The sequence below is a fragment of the Streptomyces ipomoeae 91-03 genome (genome assembly GCF_000317595.1).
GTDB classification, from domain to species: Bacteria; Actinomycetota; Actinomycetes; order Streptomycetales; family Streptomycetaceae; genus Streptomyces; species Streptomyces ipomoeae.
Map to the genome: position 1 here is coordinate 1 of NZ_AEJC01000484.1, position 26,002 is coordinate 26,002.

Sequence of the window (26,002 nt, forward strand, 5' to 3'; positions counted from 1 at the left end):
ACCACCGCTCCGGCCTGCCGGAGCGCCGCCCGGGTCGTACGCCAGGACGTGGCGAGCGCGCCGGTGTGGGAGCGGGCGAAGTCGCCGATGTCGCTGCGGCCGACGACCAACGCGACGACCGGTTTGGCGGCGACCACCCGGCGTACGGCCGCCACCAGGCGGGGCCCGTCCGGGACCGTCTCCAGATGCAGGGCGACGGCGGTCGTACGACCGTCATGGGCGAGGTGTTCCAGGACGTCCGCGGCGGTGACGTCGAGGCCGGCGCCGATGCCGACGCCGAGGCCGATGCCGTTCCCGGCGGCGGCCAGGTCGAAGGAGAGCGCGTGGTTGACACCGCCGCTGGCCGCGACGACGGCGATGTCACCGGCGGGGAGTTGTCCGGCGGCGGGCACGAAGCTGGCCGTCAGTCCGAGGTGGGGGGCGAAGAAGCCGGAGGTGTTGGGGCCGAGCAGCCGGACCCCGGTCTCCCGGGCGACGCGGCGCAGTGCGTCGGCGTGCTCCTCGCCCTCGGGGCCCGCCTCGCCGAAGCCTCCGGCGCAGACCAGCGCGGCACGGCAGCCGGCGGCGGCTGCCTCGGCCAGCGCTTCCGCGCAGCCGGACGCCGGTACGCACAGTACGGCCAGGTCGAGCCGTCCGTCGGTGTGCGCGGCGGCTTCGGCGACGGAGGCGTACACGCCCTCGCCGGGGTCGGGGCGGCGCGCGTTGACCAGGGCGCGGGCGCCGGGGAAGGAGGCCAGCGACCGTGCCATGGCGGCGCCGAGCTTCCCGCTCTGCCGGGACGCGCCGATCACGACGACGCCCTCGGGGGCGAGCAGCGGGGTCAGGTCCGTCATCACGATCGCTCCCCTCCCACCAGGTCGGCGCGTCCGGAGAGCAGCAGGGTCTCGGCCCGGTCCTCGTCCATGCCGTCCTCCACGAGCAGCGCGGGAACGGCGTGTCCCAGCCGGGCCTGTTCGGCGAGGAGGGAACGGGTGAGCGGGGTTCCGCCGTGCACGGCGACCAGGGCGGGCGGGGTCGTACCACCCGTGGCGCGGGCCAACTCCTCGTACGTCTCGGCGAGTTGGGCCTCGCCGTCCGGCGCCGCGAGCCACAGGCATCCGGACGCCGCGCCGCGCAGTCCCGTGAGCTCCGCCCCGGTCAGCCGGCGTCCGCCGAACTCCCGCTCGCCGAGCCGCAACGGCGTGTCCAAGGGGTCGTGTCCTTCATGGGCGGCCCGCCAGTCGCGTACGACCGTGTCGACGAACTCGGGGTCGCGGCGGGCGATCCGCTCCTTGCCGATGCTGCGGGAGATGAAGTGGAAGGCGAACTGGGTGGGCCGGAACGCGTCGTGGTAGCGCCCGAAGTGTTCCCACCAGGACAGGCTCGGCCGGGCGGCGCCCTGGATCTTCTCCACCGAGGGCCGCCGGACCGTCTCGTACGCCTCCAGGGCGTTCGGCAGGTCGTCGCGGTGGGCGAGGAGGCTGTCGGCGAGGGCGACGGCGTCCTCCATGGCCATCTTGGTGCCGGAGCCGACGGAGAAGTGGGCGGTGTGGGCGGCGTCGCCGAGGAGGACGACGTTGCCGCTGTGCCAGCGATGGGTGCGGCGGGTGCGGAAGTTGCCCCAGCGGGAGTTGTTGACGAGCAGTTCATGGCCGTCGATCTGCTCGGCGAAGACCTTCTCCAGGTAGTGCCTGGTCTTCTCGTCGCTGGGCCCGGGCGGTTGTGCGGTGTCGAACTCGTCGAGGCCCGCCCGCCGCCAGGACTCCTCGTCGGTCTCCACGATGAAGGTGCTGACGCCGTCGCCGATCGGGTAGCCGTGCACGGCGAACGTGCCGTGCGGTCCGTGCTCGTGGACGAAGGTCAGACCGTCGAAGAGGTAGTTCGTGCCGAACCAGATGAACTTGGCGGTGGCGACCTCCACCTCCGGTACCAGCACATCGGCGAGGCGGTCGCGGAAGCGGGAGTTGGCGCCGTCGGCGGCCACGATCAGGTCGTAGTCGGCCAGCCCCGCCGGATCGGCGGGGACCTCGTGGCTGAAGCGGAGGTCGACGCCGACCTCGGCGGCCCGGCGGTGCAGCAGTTGGAGCAGGGTTCTGCGGGTGATGGCGGCCATGCCGTTGCCGCCGCACCGGATGCGCTGCCCCTTCAGCCGTACCTCGATGTCGTCCCAGTGCCGGCCGTGCTCCGCGAGCCCGGTGCGCAGGACGGGGTCCGCCTCGTGGATGGCGGCGAGGGTCGCGTCGGAGAACACGACGCCGAAGCCGAAGGTGTCCTCCGGGCGGTTCCGCTCGAAGACCGTCACCTCCACCGAGGGATCGGCCTGCTTGACGAGCGCCGCGAAGAACAGCCCGCCGGGGCCGCCTCCCACGACAGCGATCCGAGAAACCATGCCTTCGCCTCCACGTTCGAGTACAGGCCCAGCGTCGGACCCGCGAGGGTCCTGTGTCAATAGATACACGGGCGTCAATAATTTGTTGCGCATTCGCCTGGGCCGTCATGCGGACTGGATGCCAAGCAACAACAGGGACAAGTCGAGGAGCTACAGGGATTCCCTTGACCACGGGACTCATCCTCACGACGGCCGTCCGTGTGACATAGTCGGTTCCGTGAAGCCTCGATCGATCGTCTTCGACCTGTTCGGCGACTACGTCCGCTACCGCGGCGGTGCCGCCAGGATGCGCACCCTCAGCACACTGATGGGTTGCTTCGGTGTCGGTGAGAGCACCGTGCGGGTGGTGCTCGCACGGCTGCGCAAGGAGGGCTGGTTCGACGTCCGGCGCGAGGGCAGGGAGACCGTGTACGCGCTCAACAAGCGCAGCCTCCAGCTCCTGGACGAGGGCCGCTCACGCATCTTCGACCGGGCGCCCTCGGACTGGGACCGGCACTGGTACATGGTCATCTACTCGGTCCCGGAGACCGAGCGCGGCGTACGCGACCGCATCCGCAAGGAGCTGGCCTGGCTGGGCTTCGGCCCGCTGGCCCCGTCCACCTATGTCTCCCCGCACGACCGGCTCCAGCAGGTCCGGGAGAAGTTCGCCGACGAGCCCGCCGTGCGTCTCGACACCCTGCGCTGCCAGTCCGGCGGACTGCCCGTCGACCGCGAGATGGCGGCGCGCGGCTGGGACCTGACCGCCCTCAACGAGGACTACCGCGAGCTGCTGCGTACCTATCGCAGCCGGCTGCCGTCGTACCGGGCCGGGCACCTCAGCCCCGAGGAGGCCCTGGTCGAGCGCATGCGGCTGACGTACGACTACCGCAAGTTCCCCTTCCGGGACCCCGACCTGCCGACCGATCTGCTCCCGGCGGGCTGGGTGGGCCACGAGGCGCACGAGATGTTCCTGGAGGCCCACGACGTGCTCGGCCCGTCGGCGGAGGCCCACTACGACGAGGTGGCCGGCATCCGCGGCATCCCGCAGGCCTGACAGCCGGGCGCCCCGCGGCTCCCACGACCGCCCTGGGGTACCACGATCGCCTTCAGGCCCGGCGGAGCGGCCCTACGCCAGATGCCCCAGCTCGTGCGACGCCTCGGCCACCGTGGTGTGCAGTTCGCGGGTCACCTCGGCGAGGTGGTCGGGGGTGCCGGCGCTCTCCGGCAGTACGACGGAGACGGCGAGGGGCAGCGGGTCACCGGCGGCGAAGACGGGGGCGGCGACGGAGATGATGCCCGGGATGACGCCGCCGTGGGTCTCGGCGTGGCCCTGTGCGCGTACCTGTTCCCGGGTCGCCGCGAGGCGTTCGGCGGGCCATTCGGCCTCCTTGCCGCGCAGCTCCTCGCCGAGCACCTCGCCGGTGAGGCTCTCCGGCAGATGGGCGAGGAAGACCCGGCCGACCGATGAGGTGAGCAGGGGCAGGGTGGCTCCGACCCGCACGGTCAGGGGCAGGGGGCGGGTGCCGTAGGCCCAGCTGACCACGATCGGGCCGCGGTCCCCCCACACCGAGAGGTTCACGGAGTGGCCGGTGCGGTCGCGGAGCCGCATCGCGTGGCCGCCCGCCACGGCCACCTCGTTGGTGCGGCGCAGCGCCTCGGCGCCCATGCGGCGCATGGCGGCCCCGAAGTCGTAGAGGCCGGACGCGGGGTCCTGCGAGGTCAGTCCGACGCGGCCGAGGCTGACGAGATAGCGGTGCACCTTGCTGGGCTGCATACCGCTGGCCTGCGCGATCGCCGAAAGACTCAGCGCGCCGCCGCCGCTCTCCAGCGCGAGCAGGACCCGCATCGCGGTCTCGACGGACTGGATCCCCTGACGCTCCCCGTTCTCCCTGGGGTCGATCGTGGTCACGGCGCGGTCCTCTTCCCTGCCGGTGCTGGAACGTGATCAGCGTATCGGCGCCACCGGCCGACGCCGTTCGCGAACCGATCTTATATTCACTATTGCGGAACGCGTTACGTTCTGGTGAACTGCGGTTCGTGGCACTCACCGCCGCACCCGCTGCTCCCCGCCGCACCGACGGCCCGTCCCGCAGCCCACGCTGAGCCGCTTTCCCCCGCGCGCACGTCTGCGCCTCCCCGAACGCCCGGGTCACCCACATCCGACCGGGCACCTCGCATCCCGCACCGGCACCACATGCCACCGCGAACACACGCGTCACCTCGACCGCACTCGCGGTCCCCCGAGCCCGAGGAGAAGTTCCGCAATGAAGCTGATCGGCCTCGAAGAGCACTTCGTGACCCCCGACCTGGTGGGCCATGGAGCGTCCACCGCCTCCATCGCCCAGCCCCATGCCTGGGCCGAGGCCTCCCGCCGGCTCCTCGACCTCACCGAGGAACGCCTCGACGACATGGACGCGGCGGGCCTGGACATGCAGGTCCTGTCGCTCAACTCCCCCGGCCTCCAGGCGGAGAAGGACCCGGCCGCCGCCGTACGCCAGGCGATCACGGTCAACGACTTCCTCACCGGCGTCATCGCCGAGCACCCCGACCGCTTCTCCGGCTTCGCCGCCCTGCCGTTGCAGGACCCGAAGGCCGCCGCCGACGAGCTGGAACGCGCGGTCACCCAGCTCGGTCTGCGGGGCGCCCTCGTCAACGCGCACACCCACGGCCGGTACCTCGACGACCCCGAGCTGCGCGTCGTCTGGGAGCGCGCCGAACACCTCGACGTGCCGCTCTATCTGCACCCGGCCAACGGCGTCGACACCGCGCATGTGCTCTCCGGCCACCCCGAACTCGTCGGACCCATGTGGAGCTGGGGCATCGACACCGCCACCCATGTCCTGCGGCTGATCTTCGGCGGTGTCTTCGACGACTTCCCGAACGCCAAGCTGCTCCTCGGCCACATGGGAGAAGGGCTGCCGTTCGTGCTGTGGCGCATGGACTCCCGCTGGGACTTCCACGCCCACCACGGCATCGAGCTGAAGCGGGGCCGCCCCTCGGAGTACATCCGCCAGAACCTCTACATCACGACCAGCGGTGTCTGCTCCGCCGCCCCGCTGCTGACCGCGCTGCTCTCGATGGGCGCCGACCACATCCTCTTCGGCACCGACTACCCGTTCGAGGACATCGAGACGGCCACGAGGTTCCTGCGGGACGCGCCGATCAGCGACGCCGACCGGCTCAGGATCGGCCACCGGAACGCCGAGAGGCTCCTGCGCCTGGCGCCGACCGCCACGCCCGCACCCGCGTACGCCGGTGTCTGAGGCATCGGATGTCTGAGGCACCGGAACGGAAGGGCACGCACATGTACGACGTCGCCGTCATCGGGTACGGGCCCGTCGGCATGGTCACGGCGGCACTGCTGGGTCAGGCAGGCCATGACGTGATCGTGCTGGAGCGCTACCCCACCCTCTACAACCTGCCGCGCGCCGCCATCTTCGACGACGAGACGATGCGGACGTTCGACCGCCTCGGCATCTCCGGGGCCCTGCTGCCCACGCTGCACGTCCAGCGGAACTACGAGTGGCGCAACGGCGTGGGCGAGCTGCTCATCGAGCACGACTTCGCCGCCGTCGGCGGCCAGGGCTGGGCCGAGTGGTACATGATGTACCAGCCCTACCTGGAGGACGCCCTCGACGGCCTGGTCCGCGGTCTCGGCAACGTCGAGATCCGGATGGACTCCCGGGTCACCGCCCTCCACGAGGCGCCGCACGGCGTGGACCTCCAGGTCGAGGGGAACGACGACCTCGTCTCCGCCCGGTATGTCGTGGCCTGCGACGGCGGCAACAGCTTCACCCGCGACTGGCTCGCCGTCGGGCAGGAGGACCACGGGTTCTCCGAGCCGTGGATGGTCTGCGACTTCCGGTTGACCGGTGCCGTGGACATCCCCAAGGCCCGTCAGGTCTGTGACCCCGCGCAGCCGATCTCGATCATCTCGCTGGGCCCGGAACACCACCGGTTCAGCTTCATGCTCGACTCCGCGGACTCCTTCTCCGTCGAGCGGCAGCCCGACCGGGTGTGGGCGCGGGTCGCGGCCCACCTCGACCGCTCGCGGGCCGAGCTGATCCGCGTCGCGACGTACACGTTCCGCTCGCTGGTCGCGGAGCGCTGGCGCAGTGGCCGGATCCTGCTCGCCGGGGACGCGGCCCATCAGATGCCGCCGTTCCTGGGGCAGGGCATGTGCTCGGGCATCCGGGACGCGCAGAACCTCGCGTTCAAGCTGGACGCCGTACTGCGCGGCGCCGACGACGCGCTGCTCGACACCTACCAGAGCGAACGCGAGCCGCATGTGCGGGCCATCATCGCCAAGGGCATCGAGCTGGGCCGGGTGCAGACCATGCGCGACCCGCAGGCCGCCGCCGAACGCGACGCCCGGCTGATCGCACAGCGCGAGGCGAACGGGCGCCCGGAGAAGATGCGCTTCCCCGGTCTCGGTCCGGGGCTGCGCGACGCGTCCCCGCAGGCCGGGCGGTTGATGCCGCAGGGCCGGGTGGAGTCGCACGGCACCGAGGGGCTGTTCGACGCCGTACTCGGCCGTGGCTTCGTCCTCCTCGTCGACGGCCGCGAAGGCTCCTGGCTCGACGCCCCGGCCATGGCTGAGGCCGCCCGGCTCGGCGTCGGCGTCCACCACCTCACCGACCGGCGCCTCACCACCGAGGGGTTCACCGATGTCGGCGGCGTCTACGGGCGCTGGTTCGACGAGCACGACCGTGCCGCCGTCCTGTGGCGGCCCGACTTCTACATCCTCGGCACCGTGGAATCACTGGCGGACGTCCCGGCGCTCCTGAAGACCCTTGCCACCGCAGTCGAGCCCGTACAGGCTCCTGCCACCGTCGGAGAAAGGATCCGGCCATGACCGCTCCGTCCCTCATACGCCCGGCCGTCCGCAGAGTGCCCGCGAACACGTTCATGCTGATCGCCGCCTGGGCCGTCGCCTCCCTGGAGGGCTACGACCTCGCCGTGTACGGCGTCACCGTGCCCGCCCTCCTGGGCGACCCCTCGCTCGGCATCGACAAGGCCGAGGCCGGCACGATCGGCTCGCTCGTCGGCATCGGGATGCTGGTCGGCGCGGCCCTCGCCGGGGCCCTGGTCCACCGCACCGGCCCACGTCGGCTGCTGCTCGCCGGGACGACCGTGTTCACGGTGGGCATGGCGATCTGCACGGTCGCCGGCGGTGTCCCGTCCTTCGGCGCCGGACGCCTGGTCGTCGGGCTCGGGCTGGGTGTCGTACTGCCGACGATCAACGCGTTCGTGGCCGACCTCAGCGACCCTGGCCGGCGCAGCCGCAACGTCGCCCTGATCATGAGCGGCTACGCGGCCGGCGCCCTGCTCTCCCCGCTGCTCGGCACCGCCCTGCTGCCCGACGTCTCGTACCGCTGGCTGTATGTGATCGGTGTGGTGCCGGTGTTCCTGGCCGTACCGCTGCTGCTGCGGCTGCCGGAGAGCCCGTTCCACCTCAGCCGCACCGGACGCGTGGCCGAGGCGCGCGCAGTGGAGGAGCGGCTGGGCCTCGCCCCCTCGCAGGCCGCCCCGACGGCCGACCCGGGCCGCTGGCTCGGCCTCGGATCACTGCTGACCGGCGGGCTCGCCGTGTCGACCGTGCTGTTCTGGGCCATGTCCTTCTGCGGACTCCTGCTGGTCTTCGGCATCAGCACCTGGCTGCCCAGCATCATGCAGGCCGCGGGCTTCTCCCTCGGCTCGGCGCTGTTGCAGACGGCGGCGATGTGGCTGGGCGTCGGGGTCGGGGCGATCGTCGGCGGCCGGATCGCGGACGCGCTCGGCCCGAAGCGGGTCGTGGTCGCCGCGTTCCTGGTCGGCACGGGCAGCCTGATCGCGATGAGCACGCGCCCGCCGACGCCGGTCATGTTCGTGCTGATGTTCATCAGCGGGTTCGGGTTCATCGGTTCGCAGATCCTCGGCAACGCGTTCATCGTGACCTGGTACCCGGACGCCGTACGCGGCAACGGCCTCGCCTGGGCGCTGTCCATCGGCCGCTTCGGCGCGATCGTCGGCCCGTCCCTGGGCGCCTTCGTCCTCAGCTCGGGCGCCGACATCGACTGGGCCTTCTACGCCTTCGCCGTCCCCGCCCTCATCGGGGCGTTCGCGGCGGGCGCGGTGCCTCGGGCCCGGGCGGCGGTGGCGGTGTGAGCCACGATCGGCAGAGGGTCGTCCACGAATCCTGGGGGCAGCGGGTCGTCTTCGGCTCGGGCGGCGCCCGGGAGGACGTGGCGGCCGAGGTCGCCGGGCTCGGGGCGCGCCGGGTCCTGGTGATCGCGGCCGAGCGGGAGCGGGCCCTGGCCGAGGCGATCTGCGCGGACGTGCCCGTCGTGGCGGTCTTCGGCGAGGTCAGGCCGCATGTGCCGGCCGAGGTCGCCGAGGCCGTCCGCGCCGCCGCCCGTGAGCACGCGGCGGACCTGCTGCTGAGCGTCGGCGGAGGTTCGACGACGGGCACCGCCAAGGCGGCGGCGCTCACCACCGGGCTGCCGGTCCTCGCCGTGCCCACCACATACGCCGGCTCCGAGGCGACCCCCGTCTGGGGCCTCACCGAGGACGGCCGCAAGCGCACCGGCGTCGACGCGAAGGTGCTCCCCCGGGTCGTCGTCTACGACGCCACGCTGATGCTGACGCTGCCGACCCGGCTGTCGGTGGCCTCGGGGCTCAACGCGCTCGCCCACTGCGTCGACGCGTGGTGGGCGCCCCGGCACAACCCGATCAGTTCCGCCCTGGCCGTCGAGGGCGTCCGGTCGCTGGCGTCCGCGCTGCCGCGCATCGTCGCCGACGGTCAGGACGTCGTGGCCCGCCGGGACATCCTCTTCGGCACCTATCTCGGGGCGGTCGCCTTCGCCGGGGCCGGTTCCGGGCTGCATCACAAGGTGTGTCATGTCCTCGGCGGCGCGTACGACCTCGAACACGCCGCCCTGCACTCCGTGGTCCTGCCGCACGTGGTCGGCCTCAATCTGCCCGCGGCACCGGACGCGGCACGGCACCTGGGGGCCGCACTCGACGGCGGCACCGACGCCTTCGGCGCGCTGCTCGACCTCTACGCGAAGCTCGAACCCCCGGGTTCCCTCGCCGGGTTGGGGCTGCCCGAGGCCGAGCTCGACCGGGCCGCGGACCTGGTCATGGCCCAGGTGCCGGACTCCAATCCGCGCCGGGTGACCCGCGACGAGATACGCGCGCTGCTGGGGCGCGCGTACCGCGGGGACACTCCGGTGGCCGTGCCTCTTCCCGCCCTCTCCCCCGGAGGGCCCATCCCTGAAAGAGCCCTTCGATGACTGAACAGGAGCCGGCCGAGCAGGCGTTGACGGACAAGGTCGTGGCGAGCTTCGGCACGGCGAAGGACGACCGGTTCCGCGAGGTGATGCAGGCACTCGTCCGCCACGCCCACGCCTTCGTGCGCGAGACACGGCTCACCGAGGACGAGTGGAACGCGGCGATCGCCTTCCTGACGGCGGCCGGTGACATCACGACCGACGCACGCCAGGAGTTCGTCCTGCTCTCGGACGTCCTCGGCATCTCGATGCTCACGGTCACGGTCAACGAACCGGGTGAGGGCGCGGCCACGGAGTCCACGGTCCTCGGCCCGTTCTTCGTCCAGGACTCGCCCGGTATCGAGCTCGGCGGGGACATCGCGGGCGGCGCGAGCGGCGAGCCCGCGTGGGTCGCGGGCCGGGTCACGGACACCGACGGCGCCCCGGTCGCCGGGGCCCGGGTCGAGGTGTGGGAGGCCGACGACGAAGGGATGTACGACGTCCAGTACGACGACGGTGCCGGTGCCGGTGCCCTGGCCGGACGCGGGCATCTGTTCACGGACGCGGAGGGCCGCTACCGGTTCTGGGGGCTCACCCCCACGCCGTACCCGATCCCGGACGACGGCCCCGTCGGACGGCTCCTCGACCACGCCGGCCGCTCTCCGATGCGGGCACCGCACCTGCACTTCAAGGTGACGGCACCCGGCTTCCACCCACTGATCACCCACATCTTCGTCGCGGGCGATCCCTGGCTGGACCGTGACTCGGTGTTCGGTGTGAAGGAGTCACTGATCCGCCCGTTCGAACGCCACGAGCCCGGAGCCCCGACACCGGACGGCCGCCGACTCGACGGCACCTGGACCTCGGCGGCCTTCGACATCGTGCTGCGCAAGGAGTAGGCACGAGCAGCGACCGCCTCGCGGGGCCGGCGTCGCGCCGGTGGGCGGGCGCCGGTCGTGAGCGGCTGCGTTCCGTCCCGGGCCCGGCCGGGCCGTCCCCCGGCTCAGGCGGTCAGGGGCTGTTCCGGCTGCAGCGCGTCGAGGAGGTCGGCGTGGTGCAGTTCCACGACGGGGGCGAGCAGATCGGGGTGGCGGAGCAGTGCGGCGGCCCGCCGGTCGCGCTCGTCGGGGGCGAGGAGGCGGCGGAAGGCGACCGGTGAACCGGCCGTGTGGGGAGAGCCGGCGAGCGCGGCCATCGCGGTACGGGCCAGCTCGGCGTCGGTGAGCAGGCAGGCCGCCCAGCTGGCCACGACCTCGTCCACCCAGGTGCGCCACGCGTAGTCGTCCGGTGTCGGGGTCTCGTCGGAGCCGGTGATCCAGTCGAGGCGGGCGGATCCGCCCGGTCCCGCCACGCCCACGAGGGCGGCGTCCATCGGTGTCGGATAGCGCAGCCAGGCGGCCACCGTCACGGCCTGCCGGGCCTGTGCCTCGCACAGCGCCTCGTCGAGCGCGCCGCCGCCCGACGGGTAGGCACGGGTCAGCCACTGGGTGGTCGCCGCTATGAGAGGGGAGAGATCTGCGTGCACTGGGCCGTCCGTGGGTACTGGGGTGCGCACCGACGAACGTAGCCGGGCACCGCCGACCCGGGAAATGGCGCAGGCCACGGAACGGACGTGTCCTCGGCCACATCCGCCTGCCGCGCTACCGCGCTGACTCACCGGAACGTCAATACGAAGAATTCGGGTCGGAAAGGGTTTCACTGACCTCCGCAGGGTCCGACCCGGAACGCACGACCGGGAGAACTCAGAAACGGAGCGACGGAGATGGCACACGGCGGAGACGTCATCGAGGAATTGAAGACCGACCACCGGGAAGTGGAAAGACTCTTCGGCAAAATCGAGGAACTGCCTTTCGGTGACCCGCAGCGCAAGGAGTACGCCGACCTCGTCACCATCGAACTGGTACGGCATTCCGTCGCGGAGGAGGAGTACCTCTACCCCACGGTCCGTCGGTACGTGGACGACGGTGACACGCTCGCCGACCGGGAGCTGGAGGAGCACGCCGCGGCCGAGCGCACCATGAAGGACCTGGAGCGGTGCGCGGCCGACGACCCGGATTTCGAACGACTGATCGCCCAGCTGATGGCCGAGATCAGGCACCATGTGCGGGAGGAGGAGAGCGACCTCTTCCCCAGGCTGGCCGATTCCTGTTCCGTCGAGTTGTTGAACGACCTCGGCGAGAAGGTCCGCAGGGCCAAGAAGACGGCCCCGACCCGCCCCCACCCGGGGGCCCCGACCAAGCCCCCGGCCAACAAGATCCTCGCGCCGGGGCTCGGCCTCGTCGACCGGATGCGCGACGCGCTCACCGGGCGCGGCAAGGGCACCTGAGAAACCGGACCGGCAGGAACCGAGCCGGGGCGGGCTCCCGTAGCCGGCGGCGGGCTCAAGCAGCCGTCTGCGGGCTCAAGCAGCCGACGGCGAGGTGGGCTCGGGGCGAGCGTCGGGCGCCCCGAGCCCGATTGAACCCAAGAGCTACATCCTTCGGTTGATACGTCGCCCGGAAGTCCACTCTGGAGCGGGATGCCGTCCGTCGCTCGTGACGGAAAAGTGGAGTCATGGGTGAAACCAGAGCACTGACGAAGCGTCACAGGTGGTTATTGAAGGGCCGGTTGGCCGCCGTCGCCACCGCCCTCTGCCTCACCTCGATCACCGCCGCCCTGCTGCCCGCGCCCTCGTCCGCCGCGGCGGAACCGGCCGGCGAGGTCACGGGCAGGACGGTGGGGGAGGGCGCGTACACAGATGGAACGCCGCACGGTCCCGGTGACCGTCCGGGACGGCAGCGGCAGGCTCACGACGGTCGAACGGACCCTGTACACCTCGCGCTTCGGCCCTGTCCTGTCCTCCGGCTGGTCCACGGAGACGGCCTACGCCGTCCGTGACGCCAACGCCGACAACCTGCGCTCCATGAACACCTGGCTGGCCATGGGCAAGGCCCGCGATCTCGCCCAGTTGCGTGCCGCCCAGGACACCTGTCAGGGCGTTCCCTGGACCTACACCCTCGCGGCCGACACCGGTGGCGGCACATACTTCACCGACTCCTCGGCCGTCCCGCACCTCACCGACGAACAGCTGAAGCGCTGCACCACAGGGGGCGCCGGCGAAGGGCCCACCGCCCTGGACGGTTCGACGTCGGCCCGCGCCTGGGGCAGTGACCCCGACGCGATCGTGCCAGGCATTCACGGCCCGTCCCACCAGCCGAGGCTGAGCCGCGCCGACTACGTCGCCAACTCCAACAACGGCCCCCGCTACACCAACCCCGAGGCGCCCCTCACGGACTTCCCCGGTACATACGACACCGGCCTCCGCCTCGGCCAGCGCGCCCAGCTGGGGCTGCGGATGATCGCGGACCGCGCGGCCGGCACGGACGGACTCGGCGCCCCGGGCTTCACCTTGAGCACCCTGCACGCGTCGATGCTCGGCAACCGCGTCCTGTCGGCGGAGACGGGCCGCGACGACGTGGTCGCCATGTGCCGTGCCCATCCTCGCCCGACGGCCACGGACGGAAACGAGGTCGACGTACGGCAGGCCTGCGCGACCCTCGCCCGCTGGGACACCCGCGCCGACACCGACAGCCGGGGCGCCGCGCTCTGGATCACCTTCTTCGACCGTCGCCTCGGGGCCGGCCCGCCCGACACCTGGCGCCGTGTCCCCTACGACCCGGCACAGCCCCTCACCACACCGCGGGGCATCAAGGGCGACGACATACGGGTCCAACGCGCCCTGGCCGACGCCGTCCAGGACTTCGCCGCCCGCGACCTCCCGGTCGACATCGAGCTCGGCGCCGTCCAGAAGTGGGCCGGCATCCCGCTGTCCGGGTGCACCGGGGACAAGGGCTGCTTCAACGTCCTGGAGGCGGGCCCCGACTCGGGCACTGGCACCCCGCCCGCCGGCGCCTTCGGCACCAGCTTCCTCATGGCCGTCGAGCTGACCCCCGACGGCCCCCGCACCCACACCCTCCTCACCTACGGCCAGTCGGCGAACCCCGCCTCGCCCCACTACACCGACCAGACCCGCCTCTACTCCCGCAAGCAGTGGGTCCCGGAACGCTTCACCCAGGCGGAGATAGCGAACGACCCGGCCTTGAGAGTGACGACCTTGCACCGCTGACGAGACCCGCCCCGACCCGACCGGACCGGTTCGGGGCGGGACGCGGGCATCGCCGCGCGTCAGCGTTTCGGGAACTGGGCGCGGCCCGGCTGGTCGGTGTTCGGGGTGATGGTGATGCCTGTGTCGGTGAGGGTCTGGCCGTAGATGTCCGTGATGCGGATGTCGGAGCCGCAGCCGGTGCCGTTCGCCGAGACGAAGTAGTTGTATTCCTGGCGCGGCAGTCGCAGCCAGGTCGTGCCGGTGCGGACCTCCAGTGTGGCTACGGGGTTGCGGTGGTTGCGGACCTGGATGCCGCACCACCACTGCGAGGAGCCCTCCTTGTAGCGGTAGGAGACGGGGCCGCCGATGTCCGGGCTCACCAGCCGCCAGGTGATGGGCACCCGGCCGGCCACGGGGTCGGCGATGGCGGCGAAGGCGCGCTCACTCAGGTCGATGTCTCCGGGGCGGCACTCCGGGCAGCGGTCGACGATCTTCACCGTGATCTCGCCCCGGGGGCCTCGGACCCGGAGGTGGGCCCCGCACATCCGGGAGTTCTCGTAGTCGGTGTGGTTGAGGGCGGCGATGCCGATGTCGCTGGTGGCGTCGTAGAGACAGTTCCCCACCCCGGTGGCGCCATAGAACGTGCCCTCCCCGGAGTAGGTGACGCCCGGTTGGACACTGGCCTGCGCCGGGGACGCCGTGGCGAACAGGAGTGCGGCGGCGGTGGCCAGGAGAGCGAGGGGGCTGCTGCGCATGGGGATGCCTTTCGAGAACGGTGCGGCGTGCTCGGGCGGCGCGATCCTGGCACCGGCGCAAGGTCGACTCAAGGGCGAAAGCAGCCACCCTGTCGCTTTGTCACTCACGGACGAACACTGGTCCCGCAGGACTCATCTCCCGCAAACGGAACGGTGATTGCCTCGGGTCCCACCTCCACGGCTGCCATATTCGGAAGCCCCTTCGGAGGTGGCTGTGACGCCAGAAGCGACGACATCCCCGGTACGGCGTTCGGCGAGGCGAACGCCCACGCGCGTGTCCGAACCGACCGTGGGCCCGATCTCTCCTGCGATCGCCGGGCCCGTCACCGACCGCACCGCCCCACACATCGCCGACCCCCCTGACCGGCGTATCACCGATGGTGCCGCCCCACGCGCCACCGACCGCACGGCCGATCGCCTCGCCGACCTGGAGGGCCGGCGGGCGCGGGCGGTGACTTCGGGTGGGCCGAGGAGGCGTGGGGAGTTCGGTGCGCGGGAGCGGATCGATCTGCTGCTGGACGCCGGATCGTTCACGGAGACCGGGCTGTTCGTGCGGGCCAGGCCCACCGGGGACGGTTCCGGGCGGCCGTACGGGGACGGGGTGGTCACCGGGCACGGCACCATCGACGGCCGGCCGGTCTGCGTCTTCGCCCAGGACTCCACGGTGTTCGGCGGCAGCATGGGCGAGGCCTTCGGGGAGAAGACCCTGGCCCTGATGGACCTCGCCCTGAAGACGGGCTGTCCGGTCATCGGGCTCAACGACGGCGGTGGCGCCCGTATCCAGGAGGGCGTCGCCTCGCTCGCCCTCTACGCCGAGCTGGTCCGCCGCAACGTACGGGCCTCCGGGGTGATCCCGCAGATCTCGGTGGTCCTGGGGCCGTGCGCGGGCGGGGCCGCGTACTCACCCGCCATCACCGACTTCACCGTGATGGTGGACGGCGCCTCGCACATGTTCGTCACCGGGCCCGATGTCATCGAGGCGGTGACCGGTGAGCGCACCGGCGCCGAGGAGCTGGGCGGCGCCCGCACCAGCAACACCGTCAACGGCAACGCCCACTTCCTCGCCACCGACGAGGTGGACGCCCTCGACACCGTGCGCGACCTGCTGTCGTATCTGCCCGCCAACAACCTGGAGCGGCCCCCGCAGTACGCGCCCGGGGCGGCGCCCGCCGGGCTGTGCCTGGACTCGGTCGTGCCGGACCGGCTCGGGCAGGCCTATGACATGCGGGACATTCTGCGCGCGGTCGTCGACGACGGTGAACTCCTTCAGGTGCAGGAGCTGTTCGCGCCGAACATCATCTGCGCGTTCGCGCTCGTCGAGGGCGGCACCGTCGGGGTCGTCGCCAACCAGCCGCTGCACGCCGCCGGGGTCCTCGACATCGACGCCTCCGAGAAGGCGGCGCGCTTCGTACGGTTCTGCGACGCCTTCGGCATCCCGCTGCTCACCTTCACCGACGTGCCGGGCTATCTGTCCGGGGTCCGCCAGGAGCAGGCCGGGATCATCCGGCGCGGCGCCAAACTGCTGTACGCGTACGCCGAGGCGACCGTCCCCAAGGTCACGGTGGTGGTGCGCAAGGCGTACGGCGGCGGGTACGCGGTGATGGGCTCCAAACACCTGGGCGCCGACATCAATCTCGCCTGGCCCACCGCACGCATCGCCGTCATGGGCGCCGAGGGCGCGGTGGGGGTACTGCACCGCCGTGAACTCGCCGCCGCCGAGGACCCCGAGGCGTTGCGCGCCCGCCTCGTCGCCGCGTACGAGAGCACGCACGGGACGCCGTACCTCGCCGCCGAGCGCGGCTATGTCGACGCCGTCATCGCCCCGCGCGACACCCGCTCCCACATCTGCCGCGCCCTGCGCGCGCTGCGCGGCAAACGGGCCCCGATGCCGGAGCGCCGCCACGGCAACATCCCGCTCTGACCGGCCGATCCCGCCGAGCCGTCCCACGAGCCCGCCCCGCGACCGAGCCGTTCAGCGGACCCGCCCCGCGACCGAGCCGTCCGACGGGCCCGTCCCCGCAAGTCGATACCGTGACGTGAGGAGCCCTGCCCGATGGACAGCCGCCGCCCGCCCTCAGCGCCCGCGTTCCGGAGTCTGCCGGAGTACATACGGCACTGGGCCGAAACCGCCCCCGACCGCCGGGCGTTCACCTTCGTCGACCATCCTGCCCCGCACTCGCGAGGCGTCCACCGCACGCTGACCTGGCGGCGCCTCGACCTGCGGGTCCGGGCCGTGGCCGCCCGGCTCGCCGAGATGGCCGAGCCCGGGGAGCGGGTCGCGCTGCTGTGTCCGCAGGGGACGGAGTACGTCACCGCGTTCCTCGGGGCACTCGCGGCCGGCCTGGTCGCCGTACCCCTGTATCCGCCCGGTCCCTCCGGGCCGCCCGGGCACGGCGACCGGCTGTCGGCCGTCCTTGCCGACGCCGACCCGACGGTCGTCCTGACGACGGGCCACAGCCTCGACGAGGTACGGGAGTTGTGCGCGTCGCGAGCGGCGGACGAGCCACCGAGGCCGGGCGCGTCGGGTGACGACCGGTCTGCCGCCACCGCCGCCACCCGGATGCGGGTCGTCGCCGTCGATCACGTGCCCGACGCCGCCGCCGACGGGTGGCAGCCGGTCGTTCCGGACGGCACCGAGATCGCGTACCTCCAGTACACCTCCGGCTCGACGCGGGTTCCGGCGGGCGTGGAGATCAGCCACGCCAACGTCGTCGCCAACGCCCGTCAGGCGCTGACCACCTACGGTGCGGATGTGCGGCCGGTGACCTGTGTGGGCTGGCTGCCGCTGTACCACGACATGGGGCTCGTACTGAGTGTCGCGGCCCCGGTGGTGCGGGGGCTGCCGTCGGTGCTGATGGATCCGGTCGCGTTCCTGCACGAGCCCGTGCGCTGGTTGCGGTTGCTCGCCGCGCATCCGCACGCGGTGAGCGCGGCGCCCAACTTCGCCTACGACTACTGCGCGTCGACCGTCACCGAGGCCCAGAAGGCGGACCTGCGGCTGAACGGCGTCACCGCGCTGATCAACGGCAGCGAGCCGGTCCGCCCCGGCACCGCCGACCGCTTCCACGCGGCCTTCGCCGCCCAGGGCCTCGCGCCGGACACCCACTGTCCCTCGTACGGGCTGGCCGAGGCGACCGTCTTCGTCAGCGCGGCACGGCCCGGGGAACCATTGCGCCGCTTCGCGCTCGACCGTGACGCCCTCGCCACGGGGAAGGCCCTGGTCGCACGGCCGGACGACCCCAGGGCCGTACTGCTGGCCGGTTGCGGCACTCCGGCGGGCCAGCGGGTGCGGATCGCCGACCCGGTGTCCCGTACCGCGTCGGCCGAGGGTGAGGTCGGGGAGATCTGGGTGCAGGGGCCCAACGTGGGGCGCGGGTACCGGAACCAGGACCGGCAGACCCGGCGGGTCTTCGGCGCGACGTTCGCCGAGGCCACGACAGATCCGGGCGCATGGCTGCGCACGGGCGACCTGGGGACCGTCCTGGACGGGCAGTTGATCGTCACCGGGCGGCTGAAGGACCTGATCGTCGTCGACGGCCGCAACCACTATCCGCAGGACATCGAGGCCACGGCCCAGGACGCGCACCCGGCCGTACGACGCGACCGGCTCGCCGCCTTCGGCACACCGGGCGCCGCCGGTGAGCGGGTGGTCGTCGTGGCGGAACACATACGGGGCGCGGCGCTCGCCGACATCGACGTACCGGTCCTCGTACGGGCCGTGCGCGCCGCCGTCTCCGCCCGGCACGGGCTGCGGCTCGCCGACGTCGTCCTCGTCCCGCCGGGCACCGTGCCCCGTACGTCCAGCGGCAAGGTGTCCCGGGCGCTGACCCGCGAGCGGTATCTGGCGGGGGCCTATGCGGAGGGGGCCAAGGGATGACGGGCTTCGGGATTGTCGAGCCGGTCGGGCCGGTCGGGTCAACCAGTTCGGTCGGGCCGGTGGGATCGGCCGGGCCGGTCGGGTCAGCCAATTCGGTCGGGCCGACCGGCCCGGCCGGGTCGGTCGGGTCGGCCGGGTCGGCCGGGTCGGTCAGGTCGGTCAGGTCGGTCAGGTCGGTCAGGTCGGTCAGGTCGGTCGACGAGGGTGCGCTGCGGCGGCTGGTCGCGGAGCGGGTGGGCGCCTGGAGTGGTACGGCCGCCGGGGAGGTGCCGATGGACCAGCCGTTGGCGGACCTCGGCATGTCCTCCCGGGACGCGGTCGTGCTGGCCGGGGATCTGTCCCGTGCCGTGGGCCGTGAACTGCCGGCGGCCCTGCTGTGGGAGGCCCGGACCGGAAACGCGCTGGTGGCGCGGCTGTGCGGTGGGGGCGAAGAACCGGACGATACGGCGCCGGCGACCCCGTACGGCGCGGCGACAGCCGGCCTGCCCGCCTCGGACGAACCCATCGCGGTCATCGGAGTCGGGTGCCGGCTGCCGGGTGGTGTGCACGGCCCGGGCGACTACTGGCGGCTGTTGTGCGAGGGCGTCGACGCGATCCGGCGAGTTCCGGCGGACCGGTGGCGTGACTTCACCGCCGTCGCGCCCTCCGAAGCGCCGCCGTACGGCGGTTATCTCGACGACATCGCCGGGTTCGACGCCGACTTCTTCCGCGTCACACCGCGCGAGGCGGCGGTCATGGACCCGCAGCAGCGGATCCTGCTGGAGGTCGTCCACGAGACGCTGGACCACGCCGCCGTCCCGGCCGGGTCGCTGGCCGGGACCACCACCGGTGTGTTCGTCGGGGTCTCGGCGCCCGAGTACGGCTCGCTGACCGGCGCCGATCCGACGGCGGTCGATCCCTGGGCACCGGCCGGTGGGGCACTCAGCGTCGCCGCGGGCCGGCTGGCGTACGTCCTGGACACGCGGGGGCCGAGCATGGCGGTGGACACGGCGTGTTCGTCGTCGCTGGTCGCCGTGCACCAGGCCTGTGTGAGCCTGCGTACGGGCGAGAGCGAGCTGGCGATCGCGGCCGGGGTCAACGTACTGCTCTCCCCCGCCGTCACGGTCGCGTTCCGGCGGGCGGGGGCGCTCGCTCCGGACGGGCGGTGCAAGCCGTTCTCGGCGGCGGCCGACGGCATCGGGCGCGGCGAGGGATGCGCGGCGGTACTGCTGAAGCGGTTGTCGGACGCCGAGCGGGACGGCGACCGCGTCCTCGCGGTCATCCGCGCCACGGCCGTCAACTCCGACGGCCGCTCCAACGGGCTCCTGGCCCCCAACCCCGCCGCCCAACGCGCCCTGCTGACAACGGCCTACGCCCGCGCCGGACTCAGCCCGGCGCACATCGACCACGTCGAGGCGCACGGCACCGGCACCCCGCTCGGCGACCCCATCGAGGCGGGCGCCCTCAGCGCCGTGCTCGGCCCGGGCCGCGACCCCGACCAGCCGCTGCTCCTCGGCTCGGTCAAGGGCAACCTCGGCCACCTGGAGTCCGCCGCGGGCGTCGCCGGGCTGGTGAAGACGGTGCTCGCACTCCACCACGACCTGATCCCGCCCTCCCTGCACTGTGCCGAGGGCAGCGCCCTGGACGACGTACGACTGCGGGTGGTGACCGAGCCGGAGCCATGGCCGCGCTATGGCGGGACGGCCACCGCCGGAGTCTCCGGATTCGGCTTCGGCGGCACCAACGCCCATGCGGTACTGGAGGAATGGCGCCCCGGGCCCCTGTCACCGCCCCCGGGCGAGGAACCGGCCGCCCGCCTCCACCTCCTCTCCGACACCGACCCCACCCGCCTCCGCGACACCGCCGCCCGACTCGCCGACTGGCTCGACACGCCTGAGGGCAACGCCGCGCACCCGTCCGACGTGGCCCGCACCCTCGCGGGGCGCGTCGGACGCGGACCGGCGCGGGCCGCGGTCGTCGCCGGGGGCCGTGCGGAACTCGCCGACGCCTTGCGGGCGTTGGCGCGGGAGCGGCCACATGCGCGAGTGGTGATCGACGACCGTGGACCCGTGGTCGGGGACGTCTCGACGGCCGGGCGCGGCCCGGCGGACGGGCGCGGCCTCGCCGGTGGGCGCGGGCTCGTGTGGGTCTTCTCCGGTTACGGCAGTCAGTGGGTCGGTATGGGGCGGCGGCTGCTGGCAGAGGAGCCCGCGTTCGCCGCCGCCGTGGAGAAGTTGGACGCCCGGCTCGCCCCCGAGTGCGGTCTGTCGCTGTACGACCATCTGGCGTCCGGCGGTGCTCTCGATCGTCTGGAGGTCGCCCAGCCCGTCCTGTTCGGCCTCCAGGTGGCGCTCGCCGAGCTGTGGCGCGCGTACGGTGTCGAACCCGCCGCCGTCATCGGCCACTCCATGGGCGAGGTGGCCGCGGCGGTGTGCGCGGGCGCCCTTGAGGTGTCGGACGCGGCCCGCGTGATCGCCGTACGGGCCCGGCTGCTGAGCGGGCTGCACGGCGGCGCCATGGCGGTCGTCGACCTCGACGACGGCGAACTCGACGCTCTCGGACGGGACTTCCCCGGCGTACACGTGGCCGTGCACTCCTCGCCCACCCAGAAAGTGGTCACCGGTGAGGAGACGGCCGTGGCCCGGCTCGTGCGCCGACTGGAGCGGGAGGGGCGTGCCGTGCGGGCGATGCGGGTCGTCGGCGCCGGGCACTCTCCGCAAGTCGAGCCCCTGCTACGGGAGTTGACCGACTCGCTGGCCGACATCCGTGGAGGGCGCCCCGAGGTCCCCGTCTACTCGACCGTTCTCGACGACCCGCGCGGCGACTGCGTCTTCGACGCCGCCCACTGGGCCGCGAACCTTCGGCGGCCGGTGCGACTGGACCGGGCCGTCGCATCAGCGGCTGCCGACGGCCACACCGCCTTCGTCGAGATCTCACCCCACCCGGTCCTCACCCACGCCGTCACCGACACCGCGCCCGGCATCCTCGCCCTCGGCACCCTCCGCCGCGACGGCGACACCTCCGCCGAGTTCCTCACCCAACTGGGCGGCCTGTACGCCGCAGGCCTACACCTTCCGCTGCCGCCCGGCCGTGTCATCGACCTGCCTACGCCACGCTGGCGGCACGTCCGGTACTGGTGGACGGACGGGCGCCGTGCGGGTGGGGCGGGTACGGAGGTGGGGGGCGCGTTCGGGACGGGGGCCGGCACAGGGGAGGCCGACCGAACGGAGGGCCGTGTGGTGGCCGCCGGCCAACCGCCGGAGGGCGGCGCGGCGACCGGCCGGCCGTGGGAGCCCGGTCCGGTGGCGGCCCACGCGGCAGGGGAGGCCTCTGTGTCCGCTCGGCTGTGTCACCACATCAGCGCCGTCACCGGTCATCCACCGACCCGGGTGACACCGGCCACCGCCCTCGCCGAACTCGGCCTGGACTCACTGATGGCCGTCCGCATCCGCACCGCCGTGGAGCGTGACTTCGGGATCGAACTCCCCCTGCGCGATCTGCTCGGCGCCGCCACGGTCGAGGAAGCGGCGGCCCGCGTCCGGCGGACGGTGACCACAGGGCCGACACCATCCGACGGGGCCGTGCCTGCGCGGCCCGCGCAGGCGACGAGCGACGACACCCCACCACAAGCCCAGCCCACGCCGCCCGACCGCATCTCCCCGCTGCACCCCCTGCACCCCCTGCACCCCACCGGCTCGCAGCCCCCGCTGTTCCTCGTCCACGCCGCCGGCGGCACAACCGACGTCTACCGGGCGCTCGCCGAACGGCTCGGGGACGATCGGCCGGTGTACGGGCTGGAGCGCGTCGACGAGGCGCGTACGGTGACCGAGAAGGCACGCCGTTACGCCCGGGCCGTCTCCAGCGCCCACCCCAACGGCCCCTGCCTGCTGGGTGGTTGGTCCTTCGGCGGCTTCGTCGCCCAGGAGACCGCACGGCAGCTCACCGCAGCCGGGCGGGACGTGGAGCTGGTGGTGCTCATCGACTCCGTACGCCCCCTGCCCGAGCCGGGGCGCACGCCCGACGACCGCGTCCGCGCCCACCTCACCGGCTTCGCCCGCCACGTGGCCGACGCCTACGGGGTCGAACTGGACCTCCCCTACGACGAGTTGGTGGCGATGGACGACGACGGCGAGCGCATCGACACCGTGCTGCGAGCCCTGCGCGCGGTCGCCGACGTACCGGCCGCCGCCCTGGCCCACCAGCGCTCCTCCTATCTGGACCTGAGGATCGGCGAGGCCCACCGCCCGGGCCGCCACGACGGGCGGGTGGTGCTGTACCGGGCCACCGATCCGGCGCCGCACACCGTACGGGACCCCGCATACGAACGGGACGACGAGGCACTCGGCTGGGACGAGGTCTGCCCACGTCTGACGGTCGTACGGGTCCCGGGACACCACCTGTCGCTGCTCGACCCGCCGTACGTCGACGAACTGGCCGCCCGGCTGCGGCGGGAACTCGGCGGGGAGTCCCGCTGAACCGACCGAACCGATCCAAGGAGAGCCGCCGATGTCCGCCATGCCCCACCCAGTCGCCGCCGGAGTGGCCGAAGGCCACGCCGACGCCTCCGACCGCGCCGCCGGAGTGTCCCGACGCACCCTCACCAGAGCCGCCGCGGCCACCGGCCTGGCCGCCCTGTTCGGCGCCGCGGCCACCACCACCGCCACGGCCGCCACCAACTCCAGGGCCGCCGGCCCCACCGACACCAGGACCTTCCCCGTCACCGAGCCCGCCATGGACACCACCGCCGACTCCGTGATCCGCCTCGGCCCCCGCACCCTCGACGTCTCGATCCCCTCCGCCGCCCTCGGCCGCGGCGCGCCGGTGCGGCTGATCCTGCCGTCCTCCTTCGACACGCACCCCGACCGGAGGTACCCCGTGCTGTACCTCCTCCATGGCGCCCACGACGACTACACGTCCTGGACCCGGGAGACGGACATCGAGGCGTTCACCGAGGGGCGGGAGCTGATCGTGGCGATGCCGGACGCGGGGCCGACCGGGATTCCCACGGTCTGGCGCGACGGGCCGGACTACGAGACCTTCCAGATCACGGAGGTCCCCGCGCTGCTCGCCCGGCAGTACCGGGCCTCCGGTGTCCGGGTCGTCGCGGGGGTGTCGACCGGTGGCTACGGTGCGATGGCACATGCGGCGCGCCACCCGGGGGCGTTCGCCGCGGCGGCCTCGTACAGCGGCATCCTCGACACCATGGCACCGGGTGTGCCCGCCCTGATGGACGCCATCGTGGGCCGCGAGAACCTGTCGCCCCGCTCCCTGTGGGGCAACCCGCTCGTGAACGTGCTCACCTGGCTCGACTTCAACCCGCGGACCCGCGCCGAGGGGCTGCGCGGCACCCCGCTGTATGTGTCGAGCGGGAGCGGAGTGGTCGGCGGCATCGGTGACTGGCTCCCGGAGGCGTTGGAGAGCGCGTTGTGGCCGTCGGCGCACGCGTTCACGGACACGCTGGCGATGCTGCGTATCCCGGTGACGACGCACTACTACGCGGGAGGAGGGCACAGCTGGACGTACTGGAAGCGGGAGTTCGGCGCGTCGTGGCCGATGCTCGCCGGTGCGCTGGGGGTGCCGGAGTGAGGCCGGTGGCGTCGGGGCACGGAACGGAGCGCAGGGGTCGCCCGTCCAACCCGGGACCTGCCCCTCGCCCCACGGGCAACAGCCCGCGGGTGAGCCTCCTCCGGGTGAAAGGAGGGCCCACCGTGGCCACCGCCCCCACCCCACCGCACGGCGCCACCTCACCACACGCCCCTGCCCCGCCGCGCGACGCCGCCCCACCGCATGACCCCGCCCCGCCCCAAGCCCCCGCCCCACCCCACGGCACCGCTCCACCGCACGGCGTACCCGACGGCCCCGACATCGCCACCCCCGTTCCCCCCGACCTGGCCAAGCTGCTGTACACCCAACTGGACTCCGTGGCCGACGAGGTGGAGGAGGAGGTGCGCCGACAGGTCCCGGAGTACGCGGGGCCGATCGACAAGGAGAGCCGCGAGCTGCTCCGATGCGGGGTCGTCCAGGCGCTGACCCTGTTCGTCGACCACATCGCCGATCCGCGGGGCCAGGGTGCCTCGATCACCGCGACGTACTACGAACTGGGGCGCGGCGAGGCGATGGAGGGCCGCAGCCTGGACGCGTTGCAGTCGGCGTTGCGGATCGGGGGCATGCACGCCTGGCGGCAGCTGGGCCGTACGGCGGAGGAGCTGGGCTTGGACTCGGCGGTCGTGGCGGCGCTGGGCGAGCTGGCGTTCCGGACGGTGCACGAGGTGGCCGAGGCCGCCGCGGCCGGCTATGCGGAGGCCCGGCCGGACGGCGCGGAGGAGCTGGAGCGGCGGCGCAGACGGCTGCTCGATCTGCTGCTGGGCGAGACGCCGGTGTCCATGGAGACGGTGCGGGACCTGGCGCACGGTGCCCGCTGGTCGGTGCCCCGGCAGGTCGCGGTCGTCGCGCTCGCGGCCACCCCCGAACAGCGTGAGGAGGAGTGGCCGTTGGCCGCGGCGGGGGCGCTGGTGGACATGGAGTCCCGGCCGCCCCGGATGCTGGTGCCCGACCCGGACGGCTCCGGGCGGTTCGGCAGCCGGGCGTTCACCCTCGCGCTGCGCGGCCGGCCGGCGGCGATCGGCCCCACGGTCGCGCTCACCGAAGCACATCGGTCGCTGCGCTGGGCCTGCCGGGCCCTCGGTCTGATGGGGCGTGGAATCCTGCCCCGGCAGGGCGTGGTGCGCTGCTCCGACCATCTGTCGACCCTGCTGCTGCACGGTGACGAACCGTTGCTCGCCACGCTCCGGTCGAGCGTGCTGGCTCCGCTGGAGTCGGTCGCGGAGGGGTCGCGCGGCCGGCTCGCCGAGACGCTGCTGGCGTGGCTGCTCAGCGGCAGCAATGTGCCCGACGTGGCCGCCCGCCTCCATATCCATCCGCAGACGGTCCGTTATCGCCTGCGGCAGCTGGAGAAACTCTTCGGCTCCGCCCTGCATGACCCCGACACCCGTCTGGATCTGATTCTGTCCCTCACCACAGCACAAAAGACCGAGGAATTTATGAATTCCCGTCCATAACGCTCGCCGCCGTCACGCGAATACGTTCGGGACGTCCTTTTCCACCGGCGCGCTCCAGCGCCCCATCCGCGAAGGATTCCCATGCGTATCCGCTTGTGTCTCGCCGTGCTCTCCCTGGCCGGCGGGGCCGGACTGGCCACCCTCACCGCCCCCGTGGCGACGGCCTCCTCTCCCACGGCGACGGCCGCCGCCTGCACGGACATCGACGTCGTCGCGGCCCGCGGCACCTTCGAACCGGGCACGCTCGGCTTCATCGTCGGCGACCCGGTGTATTCCGCGCTGCGGCAGAAAATCACCGGCAAAAGCCTTTCCAGCTACAAGGTGAACTATCCGGCGGACCTCTCCCCCACGTCCGCCGCGCAGGGCAACGCGGATCTGGTGAACCATGTGCGGAGCCAGGCCGCCGCGTGCCCGAATCAGCGGTTCATTCTCGTCGGCTATTCGCAGGGCGCGAATGTCGTCGACAACTCCATCGGTATCAGCAGCGCCGGCGCGGTCGTCGGCAGCCCCATCGTGGCGACCATTCCCGCCGCGCTCGAACCCAAGGTCGCGGCGGTGCTGCTCTTCGGCAACCCGATCCGTGCCCTCGGCAAGAGCGTCACCGGTACCTACCAGAGCCGCACCATCGACTTCTGCGCCACGGGCGACCCCG

The 26,002-nt window shown here is 72.7% G+C and carries 19 protein-coding genes and 1 pseudogene; 14 read left to right on the forward strand and 6 right to left on the reverse strand.

All coding sequences use genetic code 11. The features are described 5' to 3' along the window. Both STRIP9103_RS31550 and STRIP9103_RS31555 read right to left on the reverse strand, forming a co-directional pair. A partial coding sequence (locus STRIP9103_RS31550) for a CoA-binding protein (RefSeq protein ID WP_048821334.1) occupies positions 1-833 on the reverse strand: 833 nt, incomplete at its 3' end. Continuing rightward, positions 833-2,368, reverse strand: a complete 1,536-nt coding sequence (locus STRIP9103_RS31555; RefSeq protein WP_009327261.1) for an FAD-dependent monooxygenase — start codon at positions 2,366-2,368, stop codon at positions 833-835. The genes STRIP9103_RS31555 and STRIP9103_RS31550, both read right to left, overlap by 1 nt. Positions 2,369-2,585: 217 nt before the next feature. Between STRIP9103_RS31555 and STRIP9103_RS31560 the strand changes: the two genes are divergently transcribed. Then, a complete protein-coding gene (locus tag STRIP9103_RS31560; protein ID WP_009327264.1) occupies positions 2,586-3,401 on the forward strand; it encodes a PaaX family transcriptional regulator in 816 nt (271 codons plus the stop codon). 72 nt (positions 3,402-3,473) lie between these two features. Here the strand turns inward: STRIP9103_RS31560 and STRIP9103_RS31565 are convergent, their stop codons facing one another. Next, the gene (locus tag STRIP9103_RS31565) at positions 3,474-4,256 is read right to left on the reverse strand and encodes an IclR family transcriptional regulator (protein ID WP_009327254.1); all 783 of its coding nucleotides are present in this window, start codon (positions 4,254-4,256) and stop codon (positions 3,474-3,476) included. 355 nt (positions 4,257-4,611) lie between these two features. On the opposite strand from STRIP9103_RS31565, the gene STRIP9103_RS31570 reads away from it, so the two are divergent. Genes STRIP9103_RS31570 through STRIP9103_RS31590 form a run of 5 tightly spaced genes read left to right on the forward strand, consistent with a single transcriptional unit; the run spans position 4,612 to position 10,496 of the window. Beyond that, positions 4,612-5,610, forward strand: coding sequence for an amidohydrolase family protein (locus STRIP9103_RS31570; protein WP_009327252.1), 999 nt, complete (start codon positions 4,612-4,614; stop codon positions 5,608-5,610). An 8-nt stretch (positions 5,611-5,618) separates the two neighbouring features. Beyond that, a complete protein-coding gene (locus STRIP9103_RS31575; RefSeq protein ID WP_048821335.1) occupies positions 5,619-7,202 on the forward strand; it encodes a bifunctional 3-(3-hydroxy-phenyl)propionate/3-hydroxycinnamic acid hydroxylase in 1,584 nt (527 codons plus the stop codon). Next, a complete protein-coding gene (locus STRIP9103_RS31580; protein ID WP_009327253.1) occupies positions 7,199-8,494 on the forward strand; it encodes an MFS transporter in 1,296 nt (431 codons plus the stop codon). The genes STRIP9103_RS31575 and STRIP9103_RS31580 overlap by 4 nt, the downstream gene beginning before the upstream one ends. Next, positions 8,491-9,621 carry a maleylacetate reductase gene (locus STRIP9103_RS31585; RefSeq protein ID WP_009327256.1) on the forward strand — a complete coding sequence of 377 codons (1,131 nt, stop codon included), beginning with the start codon at positions 8,491-8,493 and terminating at the stop codon, positions 9,619-9,621. The genes STRIP9103_RS31580 and STRIP9103_RS31585 overlap by 4 nt, the downstream gene beginning before the upstream one ends. Further along, positions 9,618-10,496: a dioxygenase family protein gene (locus tag STRIP9103_RS31590; RefSeq protein WP_009327269.1), complete on the forward strand. Its 879-nt coding sequence runs from the start codon at positions 9,618-9,620 to the stop codon at positions 10,494-10,496. Before STRIP9103_RS31585 ends, STRIP9103_RS31590 begins: the two co-directional genes overlap by 4 nt. Before the next feature lie 104 nt (positions 10,497-10,600). On the opposite strand, the gene STRIP9103_RS31595 is transcribed toward STRIP9103_RS31590, so the two are convergent. Beyond that, positions 10,601-11,122, reverse strand: a complete 522-nt coding sequence (locus STRIP9103_RS31595) for a hypothetical protein (RefSeq protein ID WP_009327265.1) — start codon at positions 11,120-11,122, stop codon at positions 10,601-10,603. Between the two features lie 237 nt (positions 11,123-11,359). Here STRIP9103_RS31595 and STRIP9103_RS31600 point away from each other — a divergent pair, with 237 nt between their 5' ends. Further along, the gene (locus STRIP9103_RS31600; RefSeq protein WP_009327262.1) at positions 11,360-11,923 is read left to right on the forward strand and encodes a hemerythrin domain-containing protein; all 564 of its coding nucleotides are present in this window, start codon (positions 11,360-11,362) and stop codon (positions 11,921-11,923) included. A gap of 256 nt (positions 11,924-12,179) precedes the next feature. Here STRIP9103_RS31600 and STRIP9103_RS52880 read toward each other — a convergent pair whose 3' ends face one another. Beyond that, positions 12,180-12,302, reverse strand: coding sequence for a hypothetical protein (locus STRIP9103_RS52880; RefSeq protein WP_267950640.1), 123 nt, complete (start codon positions 12,300-12,302; stop codon positions 12,180-12,182). A 29-nt stretch (positions 12,303-12,331) separates the two neighbouring features. Between STRIP9103_RS52880 and STRIP9103_RS31605 the strand changes: the two are divergent. Further along, positions 12,332-13,702: pseudogene (locus STRIP9103_RS31605) on the forward strand (penicillin acylase family protein); the annotation flags it as partial. 59 nt (positions 13,703-13,761) lie between these two features. On the opposite strand, the gene STRIP9103_RS31610 reads toward STRIP9103_RS31605, so the two are convergent. Continuing rightward, entirely contained in the window at positions 13,762-14,436 is a 675-nt protein-coding gene (locus tag STRIP9103_RS31610) for an expansin EXLX1 family cellulose-binding protein (RefSeq protein WP_009327266.1), read from the reverse strand. A 370-nt stretch (positions 14,437-14,806) separates the two neighbouring features. Here STRIP9103_RS31610 and STRIP9103_RS31615 point away from each other — a divergent pair, with 370 nt between their 5' ends. From STRIP9103_RS31615 to STRIP9103_RS31640, 6 genes are all read left to right on the forward strand, one after another. Further along, entirely contained in the window at positions 14,807-16,357 is a 1,551-nt protein-coding gene (locus STRIP9103_RS31615; RefSeq protein WP_048821337.1) for an acyl-CoA carboxylase subunit beta, read from the forward strand. A 132-nt stretch (positions 16,358-16,489) separates the two neighbouring features. Then, the gene (locus STRIP9103_RS31620) at positions 16,490-18,313 is read left to right on the forward strand and encodes a fatty acyl-AMP ligase (protein ID WP_009327259.1); all 1,824 of its coding nucleotides are present in this window, start codon (positions 16,490-16,492) and stop codon (positions 18,311-18,313) included. Continuing rightward, complete coding sequence (locus STRIP9103_RS31625; RefSeq protein WP_009327255.1) at positions 18,310-22,767, forward strand: type I polyketide synthase; 4,458 nt, start codon at positions 18,310-18,312, stop codon at positions 22,765-22,767. Before STRIP9103_RS31620 ends, STRIP9103_RS31625 begins: the two co-directional genes overlap by 4 nt. 40 nt (positions 22,768-22,807) lie before the next feature. Next, entirely contained in the window at positions 22,808-23,878 is a 1,071-nt protein-coding gene (locus STRIP9103_RS31630) for an alpha/beta hydrolase (RefSeq protein ID WP_181811186.1), read from the forward strand. A 122-nt stretch (positions 23,879-24,000) separates the two neighbouring features. Next, positions 24,001-25,350: a PucR family transcriptional regulator gene (locus STRIP9103_RS31635; RefSeq protein WP_009327250.1), complete on the forward strand. Its 1,350-nt coding sequence runs from the start codon at positions 24,001-24,003 to the stop codon at positions 25,348-25,350. Between the two features lie 81 nt (positions 25,351-25,431). Further along, a partial coding sequence (locus STRIP9103_RS31640) for a cutinase family protein (RefSeq protein WP_009327270.1) occupies positions 25,432-26,002 on the forward strand: 571 nt, incomplete at its 3' end.